At 59.5% G+C, this 19,424-nt stretch carries 14 protein-coding genes and 1 tRNA gene; 3 read left to right on the plus strand and 12 right to left on the minus strand.

What is annotated here, in order from left to right:
- Positions 1 to 6: 6 nt before the first annotated feature.
- The 7 genes from pstB to IOD40_RS16795 all read right to left on the minus strand — a co-directional run bounded on the left by pstB (position 7) and on the right by IOD40_RS16795 (position 9,284).
- Positions 7 to 804: a phosphate ABC transporter ATP-binding protein PstB gene (gene pstB, locus IOD40_RS16765; protein ID WP_198477903.1), complete on the minus strand. Its 798-nt coding sequence runs from the start codon at positions 802 to 804 to the stop codon at positions 7 to 9.
- Positions 805 to 881: 77 nt separating this feature from the next.
- Positions 882 to 2,216 (minus strand): phosphate ABC transporter permease PstA, encoded by a 1,335-nt coding sequence (gene pstA, locus IOD40_RS16770; protein WP_198477856.1) that lies wholly within the window; start codon positions 2,214 to 2,216, stop codon positions 882 to 884.
- Positions 2,213 to 3,589, minus strand: a complete 1,377-nt coding sequence (gene pstC / locus IOD40_RS16775) for a phosphate ABC transporter permease subunit PstC (RefSeq protein ID WP_198477857.1) — start codon at positions 3,587 to 3,589, stop codon at positions 2,213 to 2,215. The genes pstA and pstC overlap by 4 nt, the downstream gene beginning before the upstream one ends.
- A gap of 72 nt (positions 3,590 to 3,661) precedes the next feature.
- Positions 3,662 to 4,702 (minus strand): substrate-binding domain-containing protein, encoded by a 1,041-nt coding sequence (locus tag IOD40_RS16780; RefSeq protein WP_198477858.1) that lies wholly within the window; start codon positions 4,700 to 4,702, stop codon positions 3,662 to 3,664.
- A gap of 106 nt (positions 4,703 to 4,808) precedes the next feature.
- On the minus strand, positions 4,809 to 8,459 hold the full coding sequence (locus tag IOD40_RS16785; protein WP_198477859.1) for a PAS-domain containing protein: 3,651 nt from the start codon (positions 8,457 to 8,459) through the stop codon (positions 4,809 to 4,811).
- Between the two features lie 218 nt (positions 8,460 to 8,677).
- Positions 8,678 to 8,752, minus strand: a tRNA-Glu gene (locus IOD40_RS16790).
- A 151-nt stretch (positions 8,753 to 8,903) separates the two neighbouring features.
- Positions 8,904 to 9,284 (minus strand): fimbrial protein, encoded by a 381-nt coding sequence (locus IOD40_RS16795; RefSeq protein ID WP_198477860.1) that lies wholly within the window; start codon positions 9,282 to 9,284, stop codon positions 8,904 to 8,906.
- Between the two features lie 26 nt (positions 9,285 to 9,310).
- Between IOD40_RS16795 and IOD40_RS16800 the strand changes: the two genes are divergently transcribed.
- Both IOD40_RS16800 and rpoH read left to right on the plus strand, forming a co-directional pair.
- Positions 9,311 to 10,342: an RluA family pseudouridine synthase gene (locus IOD40_RS16800; RefSeq protein ID WP_198477861.1), complete on the plus strand. Its 1,032-nt coding sequence runs from the start codon at positions 9,311 to 9,313 to the stop codon at positions 10,340 to 10,342.
- Between the two features lie 177 nt (positions 10,343 to 10,519).
- Positions 10,520 to 11,428, plus strand: coding sequence for an RNA polymerase sigma factor RpoH (gene rpoH / locus IOD40_RS16805; protein ID WP_198477862.1), 909 nt, complete (start codon positions 10,520 to 10,522; stop codon positions 11,426 to 11,428).
- A gap of 84 nt (positions 11,429 to 11,512) precedes the next feature.
- Here rpoH and IOD40_RS16810 read toward each other — a convergent pair whose 3' ends face one another.
- Together IOD40_RS16810 and IOD40_RS16815 are read right to left on the minus strand one after the other, a co-directional pair.
- Entirely contained in the window at positions 11,513 to 13,033 is a 1,521-nt protein-coding gene (locus tag IOD40_RS16810) for a hypothetical protein (protein WP_198477863.1), read from the minus strand.
- A gap of 71 nt (positions 13,034 to 13,104) precedes the next feature.
- On the minus strand, positions 13,105 to 14,400 hold the full coding sequence (locus tag IOD40_RS16815) for an adenylosuccinate synthase (protein WP_198477864.1): 1,296 nt from the start codon (positions 14,398 to 14,400) through the stop codon (positions 13,105 to 13,107).
- A gap of 220 nt (positions 14,401 to 14,620) precedes the next feature.
- On the opposite strand from IOD40_RS16815, the gene IOD40_RS16820 reads away from it, so the two are divergent.
- A complete protein-coding gene (locus IOD40_RS16820) occupies positions 14,621 to 15,520 on the plus strand; it encodes a DMT family transporter (RefSeq protein ID WP_198477865.1) in 900 nt (299 codons plus the stop codon).
- A 72-nt stretch (positions 15,521 to 15,592) separates the two neighbouring features.
- Here the strand turns inward: IOD40_RS16820 and serA are convergent, their stop codons facing one another.
- The 3 genes from serA to IOD40_RS16835 form a co-directional block, all read right to left on the minus strand.
- Entirely contained in the window at positions 15,593 to 17,194 is a 1,602-nt protein-coding gene (gene serA, locus IOD40_RS16825) for a phosphoglycerate dehydrogenase (RefSeq protein WP_198477866.1), read from the minus strand.
- A gap of 78 nt (positions 17,195 to 17,272) precedes the next feature.
- Complete coding sequence (locus IOD40_RS16830) at positions 17,273 to 18,448, minus strand: phosphoserine transaminase (protein ID WP_198477867.1); 1,176 nt, start codon at positions 18,446 to 18,448, stop codon at positions 17,273 to 17,275.
- Between the two features lie 188 nt (positions 18,449 to 18,636).
- Complete coding sequence (locus tag IOD40_RS16835) at positions 18,637 to 19,326, minus strand: outer membrane protein (RefSeq protein WP_198477904.1); 690 nt, start codon at positions 19,324 to 19,326, stop codon at positions 18,637 to 18,639.
- Positions 19,327 to 19,424 lie beyond the last annotated feature (98 nt).

Below are 19,424 nucleotides of genomic sequence, written 5' to 3' on the forward strand. Positions count from 1 at the left end.
GCCTCCTCAGCCGTAGCGGCCGGTGATGTAGTCTTGCGTCCGCTTTTCGCCGGGGCTCGTGAAGATGAGGTCAGTTGGACCTTCCTCAACCAGATTGCCGAGGTGGAAGAACGCCGTGCGCTGCGACACGCGCGCTGCCTGCTGCATGGAGTGAGTGACGATGACGATGGTGTAGTTCTGCTTCAACTCATCGATCAGCTCTTCGATACGTGCGGTCGCGATCGGGTCAAGCGCCGAGCACGGCTCGTCCATCAGGATGACCTCTGGTGAGACCGCAATCGCACGAGCAATGCACAGACGCTGCTGCTGGCCGCCCGAAAGGCCGGTGCCTGGCTCGTGCAGGCGATCCTTAACCTCGTTCCAGAGGCTCGCCTTCTGCAGGCTGCTCTCGACGATGGCATCCATGTCGGCCTTCGAGCGGGCAAGGCCATGGATGCGCGGGCCGTAAGCGACGTTCTCGTAGATCGACTTTGGAAAGGGATTTGGCTTCTGAAAAACCATGCCGACGCGGGCACGCAGTTCCACAACGTCGAGCGCCGGATCGTAGATGTCGCCGCCATCAAGTGAGATCTTGCCGGTGACGCGGCAGCCTTCGATAGTGTCGTTCATCCGGTTAAAGCAGCGCAGGAAAGTCGACTTTCCACAACCGGACGGGCCGATAAAAGCGGTCACTGCCTTTTCCGGAATGTCGATCGAGACATCGAACAGGGACTGCTTGGGGCCGTAGAAAACGCTCACATTGCGTGCGGTGACACGAACGGGGCGTTGCTCCGCATCTGGCGTGCGAACCGTGGAAGATTCCATTTCATAAAGGTCCGAGCGTGCGACGATTTTTTCCGTAGGCATGTGCATCTCTCTCGCCTCCAGTTGTGTGTTCTCGTTCATGCGCGCTTCTCCAGTTTCGAGCGCAGGAAGATCGCGATAGCGTTGAGCGTCAGCATCAAGCCCAGCAGGACGATGATGGCTGCAGACGTTCGCGCTTCGAAGAAATTGCGGTTCTCGTTGCCCTGCCAAAGGAAGATCTGGACGGGGAGGGCGGACGATTGGTCAAGGGGAGTTGCCGGGACCTGGGCCACGAACGCGTTCATGCCGATCAGAAGCAGCGGAGCGGTTTCGCCAAGGGCCTGTGCGACACCGATGATCGTCGCGGTGAGGATGCCGGGATAGGTCACCGGCAGAACGTGGTGGAACACGGTCTGCGTCTTCGATGCCCCAAGACCAAGTGCAGCTTGGCGCAGCGATGGGGGAACGGCGCGCAGCGCCGAGCGCGTGGCGATGATCACAGTAGGCAACGTCATCAGCGTCAAGACCAAGCCGCCGGCCAAGGGTGCGGAGAGCGGCAGGCGGAAGTAGTTGATGAACACGGCCGCGCCCAGAAGACCGAACACGATCGATGGGACAGCTGCCAGATTGTTGATGTTCACCTCGATCAGATCCGTGAAGCGGTTCTTTGGAGCGAACTCCTCAAGATAGACCGCGCTCATCACGCCAATGGGTACTGCGAGGACGATCACGACGAGGATCATGTAGAGCGAGCCGACGAAGGCACCGGCGAGACCTGCAGAAGCTGGAGCCGACCGAGAGTCGACATTGGTGAAGATGTGCCAGGCGAAAGCGTTTCTGATCTTGCCCTCGGCCATCAGCTGATCTGCGAGCGCACGAGCAGGATCACGCAATTGTTGCTGCGCATCTGGCAGTGAGCGGTCGATGTTTCCCTTCAGCCAGTTGTCAGCATTCGCCGAGGCGAGCATGCGCACCGGTACGGTTTTGCCGAGAAGCGCCGGATCGGCGACGAACATGTCACGAAGCTCGAAACGAGCGTTCGTTTCAACGATCGACAAGATCTCACGGGAATTGGCAGTGGTTTCCGGCGCGGCATTGCGGACAGCCGCCTCGATCACCTTGTTCCAGTTCACCATCGTGACCTTGCGCTCCCATGCGCTGATCTCCTTTGCGTATTCCGCAGGAGATTGCTCGCTGGACCGGACCGGCTTCTTGTCAACCTTGACGATTGCCGGGTCGAAATGGACGTCGAGCGAAAAGGTCGCTTGGGTAAAGGCTGGAAGGCCGCGCGACAAGATCATCGCGAACAGCATCGCAACGAAGCCAAGCGCCAGGACGATTGCAGCAATACCGTAGAAGCGGAAGCGTTTTTCGCGGCGATGCCGGGCGGAAAGTCCAGCGCGCACGAGAGCCAAGCGTTCGTTGGAGGTCATTCATACTGCTCCCGATAACGACGCACGATGTACAGCGCGGCGACGTTGAGGATTAGGGTCATGATAAAGAGCGTGAGGCCCAGCGCAAAGGCGACAAGCGACTGTGGTGATGCGAAATCGGTATCGCCCGTCAGCTGGTTGACGATTGTCACCGTTACGGTGGACACCGGTTCGCCCGGGTTGAGGCGAAGGAATGGGCTGTTGCCTGCGGCGAGAACCACGATCATCGTTTCGCCGATCGCACGGCTGACGGCGAGCAGGAATGCGCCGACGATGCCGGGAAGTGCCGCCGGGAGGATAACCCGCTTGATCGTCTCGGACTGGGTCGCCCCAAGGCCAAGTGAACCGTCGCGCATGGCACGCGGGACCTGGCGGATGATGTCGTCGGACAAAGACGAGATGAAAGGGATGATCATGATCCCCATGACGATACCGGCGGTCAGCGCGCTGGTCGCCCGAATGTCGATGCCCAAAGTATCGCCGACGCCAGCAAGGAAGGGGCCTACTGTGACGAGGGCGAAGAAGCCGTAAACGATAGTGGGAATACCGGCGAGGATCTCGATGACAGGTTTGACCGTGCTGCGTGTGCGCTGCGAGGCGTATTGCGTCAGGTAGATGGCGGTCATCAGACCAATCGGCAGTGCAACCAGTATCGCGATGGAAGCGACCATCAGCGTGCCCCAAAGGAGCGGGAGGAGGCCGTATTCGCCCGCTGCACCCTGGCCGGTCGTTGAAAAGCCGGGGTTCCAGACCGTTCCGAAGAAGAAGTCGATGGGGCTGACGAAGCTGAAGAAGCGGAGAGCCTCAAATAGCAGGGAAGCAACGATGCCTGCTGTCGTCAAAATCGCCACGACCGAGCAGGTGATCATGGCGGCAGAGACGACCCGCTCAACCTCGTTGCGAGCACGAAGGCGAAGGCTGATGCGTCTGTTCGCCAGCCAGAGGGCAAGCGCGCCCGTGCCAGCGGCAGCGGCGATCACCGCAGCGTAGGTCAGGGTGCTGAACTCACGCAGAGCCTGTGCCGCCTGATTTTCCCAAGGAAGCGCGTCGCCAACAACGCCAAAACCGCTTTCGATCTGACGAATGCGGCGAAGGGTGGATTCAAGCTCGGCGGAACCAAGTGCCAATACATCGGGAGGAAGCTGAGCCAGAAGATAGGCTCTGCTGGCTGTCTCCCCGAAAAGCGCCCAGAGCGCGAAGATCAGGAGCGCGGGAACCAGCGTCCAAATGGCCGCAAGCGCGCCATGATAGACAGGGCGCGAATGAAGCTTGGTTTCGCCGGCAGGTGCGAGGCGTCTGCTGCGCGACCAACCGGTCTGATAGGCAAGCCCCAGCAGAACCAGCAGCAAAGTGGCGATGATGGCGGTGTTCATGAACGGGCCTTCCCGGTCTCGCAAACGACGAACCCGGCGGGCCGCAGCTGGCGGCCCGCCGGGTCTCGATGATTACTTCACGTCGTCGACGGTGATGACCTTGCCTTCCTGGAAGTTCGCCAGAACTTCAGCAATCTCTTCGGCCGGAGCCGGGATCAGGCCAGCAGCTTCAAGCGTGCCGCCGAGGCCAGCCATCTGGTCCGACAGATAGAACTCGACGAACTCGGCAATGCCCGGAACGACGTCGATGTGCTCGCCCTTGACGTAGAAGAACAGCGGACGCGAGACCGGGTATTCTCCGGCGGCAACGGTTTCGAGCGACGGGGTGACGCCCGAGACGGTCGCAACCTTCAGGGTGTCGCGGTTCTGGTCGTAGAAGGAGAGGCCGAAGACGCCGATCGTGTCCTGGTTCGACTGAAGGCGTGCGAGGGTTTCGGTGTAGTCACCGGCGATCTCGACCACGACGTCCTGACGGAACGAGGTGGTGACCTTCTCGAGCTCTTCCTTGGACAGCTCCGGCAGGTCCGCAGCCTTTGCGCCCTCAGCAATCACGCGCTCCTGGAAAACTTCGCGAGTGCCGTGGTTGGATGCCGGGATCGCCAGGGCAATCGGCTGATCCGGGAGAGAAGCGTCGATTTCGTTCCACTTCTTGTAAGGGTTGTCGACCAGCTTGCCATCAACGGCAACCTGTGCGGCAATTGCCTTGAAAACATGGACCGGCTCGATAGCGAAGTCGGCGCGCTGGGCGCTCGATGCGAAGACGATGCCGTCATAACCGATCTGGACTTCGAGGATCTTGTTGACGCCGGCGGTGTTGCAGGCCTCGACTTCGCCAGCGCGGATACGGCGCGATGCATTGGCGATGTCGATGGTGTTTTCGCCAACGCCTGCGCAGAACTGGCGAAGACCGCCACCAGTGCCACCCGAGCCAACGATCGGGGTCTTGAATTCCGGGAACGCTTGACCGAATTCTTCGGCGACGATGCTGGAGAACGGCAGGACGGTGGAGGAACCCGCGATCTGGATGATGTCTCGTGACTGTGCCTGTGCGGCGCCGAGGGAAGCGGCGACGGCTGCAGTAGCGACGGTCGCTGCGAGGAAATACCTGGTCATAATGCCAACTCCCGAAATTCGGATGAGACGCTCCTTGCGTCGGGAGTGCAATTAACGACGGTTTGTAACAGCTAGATGACAGTTATATGTCGGTCTTATTACGCGGTCATGCGAGCGCGAATCCCGCGTCATTCTCCGCGTTGAGCCACATGGATATCTTCTGTGTCAGCGCCTTCGGGCTGATTGGCTTGGACAGATAATCATCCATTCCAGCGTCCAGGCAGCGTTCTCGATCATCCTTGAGGGCATGGGCAGTTACCCCTACGATCGGTGTGTGACGGTCCGACCCTTCCTCCAGCTGCCGGATCCGGGCGGTAGCCTCCAGTCCGTTCATCTCCGGCATCGAAACGTCCATCAGGATCATGCGAGGACGTAATTGCGAGTAGGCTTCAACCCCAAGGCGCCCATTGCCGACAATCTGGAACGAAAGCCCCGTCTCCCCAAGGATCTGTGTAAAGACAAGCTGGTTCACCTCATTGTCTTCCGCGACAAGAATGTCGACCTTGTGCTGCAATCCATCTTCAGTTGGCGGGGGAACGACCTTGAGGGTCGGCTTCGATACGGGGCGTTTTTCTGCATTTTCGCTCAAGCGTGGCGCTTCCGCCGCGGCTTGCTCCACAATTTCCTCGGGGCGCTGGCGGTGCTTCTGGATTGTCGCAACGATGGCTTCTAAAAGCGCGGATGATCTCGCCGGCTTGATGAGATGGGCATCGATATCAAGTGAGCGGTAGATCGCATTTCCGAGGCTCTGATCGACCGAGGTCAGCATGACGATTGGCGTATCAGCTATTTCGGGAATTGCGCGCACCAGACGAGCGACGTCAGCTCCGGTCAGGTCCGGCATCTGGTAATCGAGGATCATGCAGTCGACGCGAAGGCCATGCTTATGAACGGCCTTGAGAACCGCGATACCTTCCATGCCGCTTTCTGCAGCACAGGCGTCGAAGCCCCAACTCGTCATTTGCTCCATCAAGATCGCCCGGTTCACCGCGTTGTCATCGACGATGAGAATCCGCGCACCTGAAACATCGACGGGGGTTGGCCGGTTTACACGGTGATCACCGGCTCGCGGGAACCTGACGGTGAACCAGAAGGTCGAGCCCTTTCCGTGCGTGCTTTCCACCCCGACATCGCCGCCCATCAAGGCGACCAGCCGCGATGTGATGGCCAGTCCAAGGCCGGTGCCTTCATGGCGTCGAGTGGAAGACGCGTCGACCTGGCTGAACTTTTCGAAGACCTGCTCGAGCTTGTCCTGCGGGATACCGATTCCGGTATCCGTTATGGACACGCGCAACTCGACATCATCACCGACATCGTGGCCCGACACATCCACCAGAACGTGTCCGGCTTCGGTAAACTTGACCGCATTGCCGACGAGATTGGTCACGATCTGGCGGAAGCGTCCGACATCCCCCACAACGACCGTTGGCAAGCCTGGCTGAACGCGAACGATGAGTTCGAGATCCTTCTCCTTCGCCCGGGTGGACACAAGGGTGGCGACGTCCTCGATCGCTTCCGCGAGATGGAAGGGGGAGGGATCAAGAACGAGTTGGCCAGCGTCGATCTTCGAAAAATCGAGGATGTCGTTGATGATTGTGAGCAAGGCGTTGCCGGACTTCACGATGATGTCGGTGAAGGTTCGCTGACGATCATCAAGCTTCGAGCGGGCAAGCAGCTCCGCCATTCCGAGGACGCCATTCATCGGCGTGCGGATCTCGTGGCTCATATTGGCCAGGAATTCTGATTTGGCGCGGTCCGCAAGGATTGCCTTCCGCTGAGCCTCTTCAAGCTCTTCCTCGCGTTGCTTCAGCTCTGTGATGTCGATCCGAATGCCGATGAAAGAACCGTCGGCCGTCCTGGTGTCGATGGCCTGATACCAGCGACCGTTTGGATTTTGACGAATGTAGGTACGGTGAAGTTCTCTTCGACGTTCAAGATAGGCGTCCATCCACGCCTCGCAATCAAGGTCGTAAAGTTCGTCCACCTCCTGGTTGCCGCTTGCGCGGAAATGCCCCTGGGCGTGGCCCAGCCGCAAAGCGTCCCGGAAGGGGCAACCGACATGCCAGGCATCCTGGACTTCGGGCATCGTTTCCTGCAACTGCCTGTTGGCAAGGACGAAACGGTCTTCCGTGTCGTAGATGATAATCCCGGCTGGAAGGGATTCGAGAACGTTCTCCAGATAGGTGCGCGCGCCGCGACTGTCGAGCTCGCGTTGCTTCAGTTCAGTTACATCGAAGATCGAACCAACGACATAGTTCTTCCCGCTGCGGGTATGAACACGCGATTTCCGCACCATGCGAAAATGCTTTTTGCCACCCTGTTCGAACTCCTCTTCGATTTCGAAGGTCGTGCCGGCGTTGAGAACCTGTCGTTCACTTTCCTCAAACTCATCGGCTGCAGCCATAACGCCAAGATCCGTGGCGCGGCGGCCAAGCATCTGCGGCGGGGTCATGTTCCAGAGTTGTGCGTATGCCTGGTTGACCATGGCGTAGCGCAAATCGGAATCCTTGACGAAAATCGCGTCCGGAACGCTGTCGATGACCGTTTCCGCAAGCCGCGCCTTCTCGAGCGCAATGGCCACCTGCTTCTCGCGCTCCTTCATGTCGGTGATGTCATAGTAGCAAACGAGGCGTTTGCCGCCGGACAGCGCGGTCACCGAGTAGATCATGGTGCGCCCGTCGGCGCGGGAAAACTCTCTCGGCTCAACGCTGCCTTTGCGAATTTCAGCCAACCTCATCGTGACGTAGGCTTCCCACTCGGAAACGGGAATGTCGTAAACGCCGTTATTGCGGTTGAAATCAATCAGGGCGCGGAAGGAACTGCCGGCAGAAAAAACACTCTCGTCGAAGTTCCAGATCCGATAAAATGCCTTGTTGACAATCTCGAGATTGAGTTCCTCGTCGAGGATCACGACGCCCATATACATTGCGTCGAGGCTACGCCGCAGATCCTCCAGTAACTGATCTGCGTTCTGCTTTGCGGAATTCACTTCGTTTTCGCGGCGTTTCAACGCGGTTACGTCCGTGCAGACGCAGATCATGCCCCCTTCATCGGACGGCATTTCGCGGTGGATTGCGTAGCGACCATCGGAAAACGGGATCAGAACTTCGGAAGGTGCCCGATTGGCACGTCCGGCCCTGATCTGCTCGAGGAGCACGGCAATATCGAGATCGTCTTGCGACCAGATGTTGCGATCTATCGCGGCATGTACGAGGTCTTCAAACCGGGTGCCACGCCGTATCAGGTCTTCAAGCCCCGCATACATCGTGATCATGGCCTGGTTGTAGAGGACCAGCCTGCCTTGCGCGTCATAGTAACAAAAGGCGTCCTGCAATGCGTCGAGCATCGATGCCAGGCGGGTGTCGCGCTGCGGAAGCTGTGACAGGGCGCGACCGGTGATGCCGGAGATGTTACGGGCGGTTCCGCGATAGCCGCGGAACTTGCCATCCGAATCGACCACCGGAATACCGGAGAGTGATACGTCGATCGGCTTACCGTTGGCTGTGCTGAGCTGGCAGATGCAATCTCGAAACGCGCGCCCTGCGATCAGGCTGTCGAGGCAGGCAGTCGAGCTGCGCGAGCCGGCATTATCAAGCAGCTTGTCCAGCCTTGTGCGCCCAACGGCTTCGGCAGGATCAGCGCCCGTGACCTGGCTGTACCCATCCGATAGGTAGCGGATTATGTGGGCCTCGTCGGATTCCCAGACCCAGTCCGTATCATTTGCGAGCAGATGAACGGCGTCGTCAGAAAGTTGCATGATCGATTGCACGTGCCGCTCGACGGACAACCTTTCCGCCAGGCTTTCATGCGATGCCGATAATGTATCTGCTTTCTCCTGCATGACGAGCGAGCCCCCTCCCTGCCTGCATGTCTGCGCATGCAATCTGGAGAACAAGGCTTAACGATTCGCTAACCATGATCGGATTCGCGACGAAAACCGCTGAATGACGTGTCGTTGAGGGAAGTGAGAAAGACTGGTACGCCCAAGGGGAATCGAACCCCTGTTTGCGCCGTGAGAGGGCGCCGTCCTGACCGCTAGACGATGGGCGCTGACCAGATCAGCGCATATAAAGACGATTCGCAGCAATTGCAACCGGGGTGATGTAGCTTCTGCGAAAAAACTTCACCCTGTAAGCGAAGGGTACCCGCTGAAAGGCGAGGAGGTGGCCGGGAAGATCAGGGCCGACCACCAGGCCGGGAGCTACTCTTCCTTGATGTCGAAGCGCGCGAGCAGGCGGGCCTCGGTCATATCGTAGATGAAGATCGTGCGGCTGCCGTCCGCCAGTTCCAGCGACAGGCTCAATCGGTTTCCGGAAATAGCGTGGCTGATGATATTGGCACCACGCGGCAGCGAGATTTCGCCATAGGCAGCTGTACCCGACGGCACCGGCAGTTCCCGGACAGGCGCGGTAGGCGTTTCCACGCGCGTTGCGCGGTAGACAAGCGCTGCGACGACCGCCATAAGGGCCAGGAACAGAATTCCCAGATTGATGGCGATAAAGCGGACAAGCTTACGCCTGACCCGTTCAACAGCGGGATCGAGCGGCTTTTCCTCAATCTGGTCGTCTTGATCCTGAATCATCGAGAAATTCCAGTCCGGTCCAGTAGATGAGCGCCCCTGATAGCGAAGCCGAAGCTGCATTGAAAGAGTTCGTTGCCGATATGGACGCCCATGGCGTTCGGATGGACCAGTGGCTTGCGACACAGACGGGACCGGAGCTGTCGCGCAGCCGGGTGCAGGCGTTGATCCGGGACGGGCAGGTGACGCTGAACGGCAATGTCATCACCGAGCCGAAGAAGAAGCTCGTTGAAGGTGACAGGCTGGTGCTGCAGATGCCAGAGCCGGAGCCCGCGGAGCCGGAGGGCGAAGATATCCCGCTGTCGGTGCTTTACGAAGATGATGAGCTAATCGTCATCGAGAAGCCGGCCGGTCTTGTCGTGCATCCGGGGGCTGGCAACTGGACTGGTACGCTGGTCAACGCCTTGATCCACCATTGCGGCGCCTCTTTGTCGGGAATCGGCGGCGTGAGGCGCCCGGGTATCGTCCATCGGCTCGACAAGGATACCAGCGGCGTTCTGGTCGTGGCGAAGACGGATCGTGCACACCGCGCGCTTTCCAATGCGTTCGCAGATCATGGCCGCACAGGTGATCTCGAGCGGGCCTATGTCGCGCTGGTGTGGGGTACGCCGCCGCGCATGCACGGCACCATCGATGCAGCTTTGGGGCGTTCGACCAGTGACCGCACCAAGCAAGCGGTGGTTCGTGAAGACCGGGACGATGCGCGCCATGCAATCACGCACTTTTCCGTGCTCGAACGCTTCGGCGAAAAGCCGGACGCAACAGCCATGGCATCATTGGTAGAATGTCGCCTTGAGACAGGGCGCACGCACCAGATCCGTGTCCATATGGCTCATATAGGCCATCCGCTCGTCGGAGACCGAGACTACGGCCGCGCGTTCTTCACCAAAGCGAATGTGCTGGAAGAACCACTCGGCGAAATGGTCCGGACTTTCACCCGTCAGGCCCTTCATGCCCGGCTTCTCGCCTTCCGTCATCCGGTCACGGACGAACTGATGGAATTTGAAGCCTCTTTGCCGGCAGATTTTGCGGAACTCATTCAGGGCTTCCGCGGTTTGTGAGGCTGGCGGCGGCGAACCGTCCGTTCATATTTACGTGACGCAGCGTTTCGCAGCGTTACGTTACGTGTTTTTGCCGCATTCGTACCTATATATGACCTACGGCGTGGTGCGCGCTAAGCGCGACCGCGCCTGAAAGCTCGCCGATGAACGGGGGCGTTAACTAAGGGAGGGTGCTATATGGCCCAAACACTACCGAGCATCGTTTCGGGTGAAGGCGGTCTAACCCGCTACCTCGAAGAAATTCGTCGTTTTCCCATGCTGCAGCCGCAGGAAGAGTACATGTTCGCCAAGCGGTATCTGGAGCATGACGACACTGAAGCTGCTCATAAGCTCGTTACCAGCCATCTGCGTCTCGTTGCGAAAATTGCAATGGGGTACCGAGGCTACGGCCTGCCGATCGGAGAAGTGATCTCTGAGGGCAATGTCGGCCTCATGCAGGCGGTCAAGAAGTTCGAGCCGGAGCGCGGTTTCCGCCTCGCGACCTATGCCATGTGGTGGATCAAGGCTTCGATCCAGGAATACATCCTGCGTTCGTGGAGCCTTGTGAAGATGGGAACGACCGCGAACCAGAAGCGGCTGTTCTTCAACCTCCGCAAGGTCAAGGGCAAAATCCAGGCGCTGGATGAGGGTGACCTCAAGCCGGACCAGATCACTGAGATCGCGACGCGCCTTAATGTGAGCGAGGAAGAAGTCGTATCGATGAACCGTCGCCTGTCGGGCGATGCGTCGTTGAACGCACCGATTCGCGCATCAGAAGGTGAATCCGGTGAGTGGCAGGACTGGCTGGTGGACGACTCCGATAGCCAGGAGACGCTGCTCATCGAGCAGGACGAACTGGAGAACCGCCGTGCAATGCTGTCCGGGGCGCTGGCCGTCCTGAATGAGCGGGAGCGTCGCATCTTTGAAGCGCGTCGTCTCGCGGAAGATCCGATGACGCTCGAAGAGCTGTCGACCGAATTCGACATCAGCCGCGAACGCGTTCGTCAGATTGAGGTGCGCGCGTTTGAAAAGGTTCAGGACGCCGTACAGGCGGCGGCTCGCCGCCAGGCGCAAGCCCTGCGCACCATCGAGGCCGAGCCGGCGTAAGCCGAGTTGGATACCTGGAAACCAAAAAGCCGCCAGCAGATATCTGCTAGCGGCTTTTTCTTTGTTTGGCGTAAGTGACGGCGATTAGCCGGCTGTTGCCTGTTCCCACGCCTGCAGCGCTTCCTTGAAGACGCGGTCGCCGGGAAGACCCTTTTCGAGCGACAGAAGAGCACGGCGTCCCGACTGGTAGACGATCGGAATGTCGATCCAGCTTTGCTGGCGCAACAGCGTCGTGTTGGCCTGGATTTCTGCCGGGGCATCGCCGAGTGCGATCAGGAAGAAGCCATCGGCAATTTTGGCCGGGATGCCGATCAGAGGGCTTCCGGGTGCCTGTTCCGTTTCCTTGAACGACATGCGCGAGACGTTGGAGATCGTGCCGCCTTCAAAGCCTTCAGGCGTCAGGAAGATCATTTCGACAATGTGGCTCGCCGGCAGCGTCGTATCACCGTTGCGGCGGATCGTCATGCGCAGCTGGACATCCATGCCGGGAATGGCAGCTTCGGCGCGAATGGCTGGCTCCGGAGCAAGGTCCCCGCCCGGAGATTCCTGCACCAAGGACCAGACGATATTGCCAAGCTCTGCCGAGCCCTGAGCCGAGCTGGTGCGCTCCTCATAGAAGATTGCGCGCTGGCCGACTGCGACGCCGGATTGCTGTCCTGACGCGTCGCTATTGGCAGGCGCAGAGCCATTGTTTGGTGCGCCTTGTGCGGGCGGCTGGTTGCCAGCGGGTTGTTGGAGCGTCGCCACCGAGGTGCCCTCACCAATGGTGGGTTGTTCACCTGCCGGCCCGTCATCCACTTCGCTGCCATCCGGAAGGAGGCGCTGGGTAAACTTTTCCGCTTCAGCCTCCTCCGAGGTTTCTGGCGCGGGGGCCTCGGGGGCTGCCGCAACCTCTTCCTCGGCAGGTGCCGCCGGAGCATCTGCAGTTGGCTGCCCGTTTTCAGTCTCGGTCGCGAGTTGTGGCTGATCGCTGTCCTTTGTGAGCACGTAGCCAATGCCGGCTGCTGCAGCGACTGCGATCAGGGCTGCCGCAGCAACTCCCACCAGCTTGCCTTTCGAGCGCTTCTCACCGGTCGGGAATGTTGGTGAAACGCGCTCGCGCTCTTGCTGCGGTGCCGGATCGGCAAGCAGCGTATCGAGGCCTTCGCCTGCCCTGGAGGCGGGCGAAGCCTGTTCTGCGACGGGCTCGGAGACTGGTTCTTCGGATGCGGCTGGAACCGTCGCGAATGGTTCGCTTACAACCGGATCAAGCTTCTCGGGCGCAGTAGGAATTGGAGCCGGCGCCACCGTCTCGCGCGGCGCGGGCTGAGGAGCCGGCGGTGGTGTCACATCCGGCTGTTCGTGCAAACTCGCGAAGATGTCCTCGAGCTCGTCGTCCTCGACCGCGGCTTCTTTTTCCGCGTAATCGGCACGAACGACCGCAATGGCGTCTTCCAGCGCCTTGCGCTGGCGCTCCATCACTGCCGCAGGAGGCGGCGGATTGATTGCAGCGAGCTTGGTTTCGATCGTGGAGCGGGCTTTGTCGTAGACCTTCTCGCGCATCTCGGGCGTATTCTCACCGAGATTGCTGATTGCCTTCCTCAGAACCGCTACGAAATCGGCCATTCCTGTCCGCCTTTGCCTATGTCGAAAGCGGCGCTGCAATTCAGCGCCGCTTTATCGCTACCTAATGGAACCTAGTCTTGAAAAGGATCCGTCACAAGAATCGTGTCATCGCGCTCAGGGCTGGTTGAAAGCAGCGCGACCGGCGCTCCGATCAATTCCTCGATGCGACGGACATACTTTACCGCCTGTGCAGGAAGATCGGCCCAGCTGCGCGCGCCAGCGGTCGTGCCGCTCCAGCCTTCGAGCGTCTCGTAGATCGCTTCGACCCGGCTCTGTGCGCCCTGGCTGGCCGGCAGATAGTCGATCAGCTGGCCATCGAGCTTGTAGCCGGTGCAAACCTTGATTTCCTCAAGGCCGTCGAGGACGTCCAGCTTCGTGAGTGCGATGCCGTTAATGCCGTTGACGGCGACCGCCTGGCGAACCAGCACGGCGTCGAACCAGCCACAGCGGCGCTTGCGGCCTGTGACGGTGCCGAACTCATGGCCGCGGGTGCCGAGGAATTCGCCAACCTCGTTGTCCTGCTCGGTCGGGAACGGGCCTTCGCCGACGCGAGTGGTGTAGGCCTTCGTGATGCCGAGCACATAGTCGATGGAGCCAGGGCCAACGCCGGAACCTGCAGCAGCCTGGCCAGCAACAACGTTGGAAGACGTGACGAACGGGTATGTGCCGTGGTCAACGTCGAGGAGGGTGCCCTGCGCGCCTTCAAACAGGATGCGCTCACCTGCACGGCGCTTCTCGTCCAGAATCTTCCAGACGCGATCCATGTAAGGAAGGACCTGATCGGCGATGGCGGTCAGTTCTTCCATCAGCGTTTCACGCGCAACCTCCGGGAAGCCGAGGCCAACGCGCAGCGGATTGTGGTGCGAAAGCAGGCGGTCGATCTTTGCCGGGAGCGTGTCGAGATCTGCAAGGTCCATGACTTTGATGGCACGACGGCCGACCTTGTCCTCATAGGCGGGTCCGATACCGCGACGCGTCGTTCCGATCTTGGTGCCTGAGGCTGCAGCGTCTTCGCGGTAGCCGTCGAGATCGCGGTGAACCGAAAGGATAAGGGGGGTATTCTCGGCAATCTTCAGCCGATCGGGGCCGAGGTCCACGCCGAGGTCGCGCAGGCGCTGAAGTTCGGCAACGAATGCATGCGGGTCAAAAACCACGCCATTGCCGATCACCGACAATTTGCCCGGGCGGACAACGCCTGATGGCAGCAATGACAGCTTGTAGACCTTTCCATCGACCACGAGCGTGTGGCCGGCGTTGTGGCCGCCCTGGAATCGCACGACAATGTCGGCGCGTTCCGAGAGCCAATCGACGATTTTGCCTTTGCCTTCGTCGCCCCACTGCGAGCCGACGACCACCACATTGGCCATGGAAACTTCCTCTTCCTTATGCCGGGCCTCACGCCCAGAAAATGACAGGCCTCTATAACCGCAAGTCGCAAACAACGCGACCCCCCGGTTGCAACACCAGGGCAAGAACCGCATCTAGCAGCAACAGTGTGCTCATTTACAGCCAAACGGGGAGGGATTAAGGCTCGCCCAAAGGTTTTCGCACTTAGGGCCGCGAAGTTCGGCAAAAGCAAGGATTTCAATGTTTCGCCACGCCTACACGCTGCTTCTGCTGGCGTCCTTTTTCTGGGCCGGGAACGCCATAGGTGGCAAGCTGGCTCTGGGTCACGTGTCGCCAATGGTGCTGAACAGTGCACGCTGGGCGATTGCGATCATAATTATCGCGGCAATCGGCCGGTCCGAGTTCCGCAAGGATTGGCCGGTTTTGAAGAGCAGGCTGCTCTACATATTCCTGCTCGGAACCGTCGGTTTCACTCTGTTCAATGTCGTCCTTTACAACGCGGTTCGCTACACGACCGTGATCAATGTGTCGATCGAGCAGGCGGCAATGCCGATGTTCATCTTCGCGCTCAATTTCCTGCTTTTCCGCACTGGCGTCGGCGTCGGTCAGATAATCGGCTTCCTGCTCTCGGTCGTCGGCGTAGCGTTGACGGCGTCTCACGGTGATCTTTCAACCCTGGCGCAGCTGCAGATGAATTTCGGCGATGCCCTGATGATGATCGCGGTCATTGCCTATTCCGGCTATACGGTGGCGCTGCGAAACAAGCCCGATGTGCATTGGAAGAGCCTGATGCTGGCCATGTGCATTTCGGCCTTTGTCTCCTCAATCCCGTTCACGATGTGGGAGATCGCAGCTGGAAACGCCATTATGCCTACGCTGCGCGGCTATGCGATCATCGCCTATACGTCGTTATTCCCATCGATCGTCAGTCAGATCTTCTACATCCGCGGTGTGGAGCTGATTGGAGGGAACCGCGCGGGCCTGTTCGTCAACATGATCCCGATCTTCGGCACGCTCATGTCCGTCGTGCTGCTTGGCGAAGCCTTCCAACTCTACCACGCAGCATCGTTGCTTCTGGTGTTTGGCGGAATCTGGCTTGCAGAACATAGCGGTCGTCGCCGCGCCCTCCAGGCTGGCTGACTAGACAAAAAAAACCGCCGGCACGAGGGCCGGCGGTCGGTTAGCCTTGGGAGGAGGCTGGTAAACTGCGCGTTATATCGACGAGACGTCGAAGTGCAGCGGCTTTGCCGAGTTGATGCGAGCATCGGCACGCAACTCTTCCAGAACGTGATCCGGGAACGGAGCGTCGAGGTAAAGCAGAGCAATGGCGTCGCCACCCGGACGGTCACGGCCAAGGTGGAAGTTGGCGATGTTGACGCCGTGCTTGCCGCAGATCGTGCCCAGAAGGCCGATGATGCCCGGCGCATCGTCGTTGGTCGTGTAGAGCATGTGCTCACCGACTTCCGCATCGAGATTGATGCCCTTGATCTGGATGAAGCGCGGCTTGCCATCGGAGAAGACCGTACCAGCAATGGTGCGGGTCATCGTGCCGGTCTTGACGGTCAGCTTGATGTAGCCATCGAAGACGCCCGACTTGTCACGCTTGATCTCGGACAGGATGACACCACGCTCCTTTGCCATGATCGGCGCGGAAACCATGTTGACGTCGGACACCATCGGGCGGATCAGACCGGCAAGAGCTGCGCTGATCAGGGCACGCGTGTTCATCGATGCCGTTGCACCGTCGAACAGGATTTCGACTTCCTGGATCGGCTCGTCGGTTGCCTGGCCGACGAAGGTGCCGAGAACTTCAGCCAGCTTGATGAGCGGCTTCAGGCGCGGTGCTTCCTCGGCCGAGATCGACGGCATGTTGATGGCGTTGGAGACAGCGCCCTTGATCAGGTAGTCGGACATCTGCTCGGCAACCTGAAGCGCAACATTTTCCTGCGCTTCGGAAGTCGACGCGCCAAGGTGCGGCGTGCAGACGACGTTATCCATGCCGAACAGCGGGCTTTCGGTTGCAGGCTCGACCTCGAAGACGTCAATGCCAGCACCGGCAACCTTGCCGCTCTTGAGTGCTTCGACTAGATCAGCCTCGACCACCAGGCCACCACGAGCGCAGTTGATGATGCGCACGCCGTCCTTCATCTTGGCGAAGGCGTCGTTGTTGATGATGCCGCGCGTCTTGTCGGTCATCGGCGTGTGCAGGGTGATGAAGTCCGAGCGCGTGAAGATTTCTTGGAGTTCGACCTTCTCGACACCCAGCTCTTCTGCCCGGCTCTCCGATAGGAATGGATCGTAGGCGATAACCTTCATCTTGAGGCCGACGCCGCGCGTTGCGACGATCGAACCGATGTTGCCGCAGCCGATGACGCCCAGCGTCTTGCCGGTGATCTCGACACCCATGAAGCGGTTCTTTTCCCACTTGCCGGCATGCGTTGATGCATTGGCTTCCGGCAGCTGGCGGGCAACGGCGAACATCAGCGCGATCGCGTGCTCGGCAGTCGTGATCGAGTTGCCGAAGGGCGTGTTCATTACGATCATACCGCGACGCGATGCAGCCGGGATGTCAATGTTATCGACGCCGATACCTGCGCGGCCGATGACCTTGAGGTTGGTCGCCGCGGCGATCAGCTTTTCGGTGACCTTGGTCGCCGAGCGGATGGCAAGGCCATCATACTGGCCGATGACTTCAAGGAGCTTTTCCTTGTCCTTGCCAAGGTCTGGCAGGTAATCAACCTCAACGCCGCGATCCTTGAAGATCTGGACGGCAGTCGGCGAAAGTTTGTCGGATACGAGTACGCGGGGTGCCATCAAGGCCTCCTTCGTCAGGTCAGAATTTAAAAGATGGGAAGTAGCGGGTCGCTCCCAACCGCAACCCGCTGAAAGAAATCAGGCGGCAGCCTTCAGCGCAGCTTTCTGCTGGGCAAATGCCCAGTCCAGCCACGGCATCAGCTTCTCAAGGTCCGCCGTCTCAACCGTTGCACCTGCCCAGATGCGCAAGCCGGCTGGTGCGTCGCGGTAAGCGCCGATGTCGAAGGCAATGCCTTCCTTGTCGAGCAAGGTGGCAATGCCCTTGGCAAAAGCGGCCTGTGCATCGGCGTCGAGCGCGGTGATTTCCGGGTCAACGATGGTCAGGCACACCGAAGTGTTGGAGCGCGTCGCCGGATCAGCGGCGAGGTTCCCAATCCACGGCGTCCTTTCGACGAAGGCGTCAATGACGGCGAAGTTGGCGTCAGCGCGAGCAACGAGACCATCAAGGCCGCCAACGCTTTTCGACCATTCAAGCGCGTCAATATAGTCTTCAACGCAGAGCATTGACGGAGTGTTGATCGTCTCGCCCTTGAAGATGCCTTCAATGAGCTTGCCGCCCTTGGTCATGCGGAAGATCTTCGGCAGCGGCCAGGCCGGGGTGTAGCTCTCGAGACGTTCGACTGCACGCGGTGACAGGATCAGCATGCCGTGCGCTGCTTCACCGCCGAGAACCTTCTGCCAGGAGAAGGTGACGACATCGAGCTTTTCAAAGTCGAGACGCTGTGCAAATGCGGCCGAGGTGGCGTCGCATATGGTCAGGCCTTCGCGGTCAGCCGGGATGAAGTCGGCGTTCGGGACGCGGACACCGGAGGTGGTGCCGTTCCAGGTGAAGACGACGTCGCGGTTGAAGTCGATCTGGGTGAGGTCCGGCAGCTTGCCGTAGTCGGCTTCGAACTTGCGTACGTCCGGCAGCTTCAGCTGCTTGACGACGTCGGTGACCCAGCCAGAACCGAAGGATTCCCAAGCGACCATGTCGACGCCGCGCTGACCGAGCAGCGACCAGAGCGCCATCTCGACCGCGCCGGTGTCGGACGCCGGCACGAGGCCGATGCGCCAGTCAGCCGGAACCTGAAGAATTTCACGGGTGAGGTCCATTGCGTATTGCAGCTTCGTCTTGCCGATCTTGGCGCGGTGCGAACGACCGAGCGGGGCATCAGCAAGGGCTTCAAGCGACCATCCGGGACGCTTGGCGCAAGGACCAGAAGAAAAATTGGGATTGGCCGGACGCACGTCCGGCTTGGCGGTATTCATCATATCTGTTCTATCCTCTCAGATAGCTCGCCTCTCGTTGGGGAGAGGTGGCCCGCTGCGGGGATTACGCGCGTGAACCAGAAATCGCAAGCGCCAATTTCAGAAATCGATGAAATAGTTGTGGCAGATCCGCTGAAACGCAAAACGGCGGGCACGCGCCCGCCGTTGAAAATGACTGCGAAAGCAGAAGTTTACCAGAGGTCGTAGCGCAAGCCGACCTTCAGCAGATGCTGCTGTTGGCCTTCGCGGATCTCGAGCCGCTCGGTGTCGAGATAATCCATCTTCGGTGTGTGCAGGAAGGTATAGCCCGCGTCGATAGATACGTTATCGGTCACCTTGTAGCTGGCACCGGCCATAAGCGAGTAGGCGAAATTGAATTGCCTGTCGGCCAGATCGACCGTTCCAAGGAATGACGGGTCGAGGGAAATTTTGTGCCTGGAATGGGTAAAGCCAACGCCAGCGCCGATATACGGCGTGATACCCACAACGGTTGCGATATCCAGGTAGCCGTTGACCATGCCGCTCCACACTGTGTGCGAAGCCTCGTAGTCAGTTCCGAAGATTCGGCCGTTCAGATCGTCCTTCCCAAGGTAGGACGCAGTTATGTCGCCTCTGATGTGCTCGGAGAAATGGTAGCCAACGCCAATCGAGCCAGACCAGCGGTTGTTATCGACCTTGTAGGGACCGACCCAATTATAGAGCGGGCGGGCGAAGTCGTATCCAACATCGCCTCGCAGGTACCAGCCATTGCCGATTTCGACCGGCACATATTCCGGTACTTCCTCGACGTAGATCGGAGGGTCGTAGTCCGCAGCAAATGCAGGAATGGCGGTAAGTGAAAGTGCCGCGCAAGCGGCGAGAGTCTTGTAGCAGAAACGCATCATGAGTCTCCAAGCCCACGGCATCTAGATCGGGTTGCCGCCTGTGAGGCCGGATTGTTAACCATGATGGTTAAGTCACGGTTAAGCATAAGCTCGGC

This window comes from Aquamicrobium zhengzhouense (genome assembly GCF_016124105.1).
Taxonomy (GTDB): domain Bacteria; phylum Pseudomonadota; class Alphaproteobacteria; order Rhizobiales; family Rhizobiaceae; genus Aerobium; species Aerobium zhengzhouense.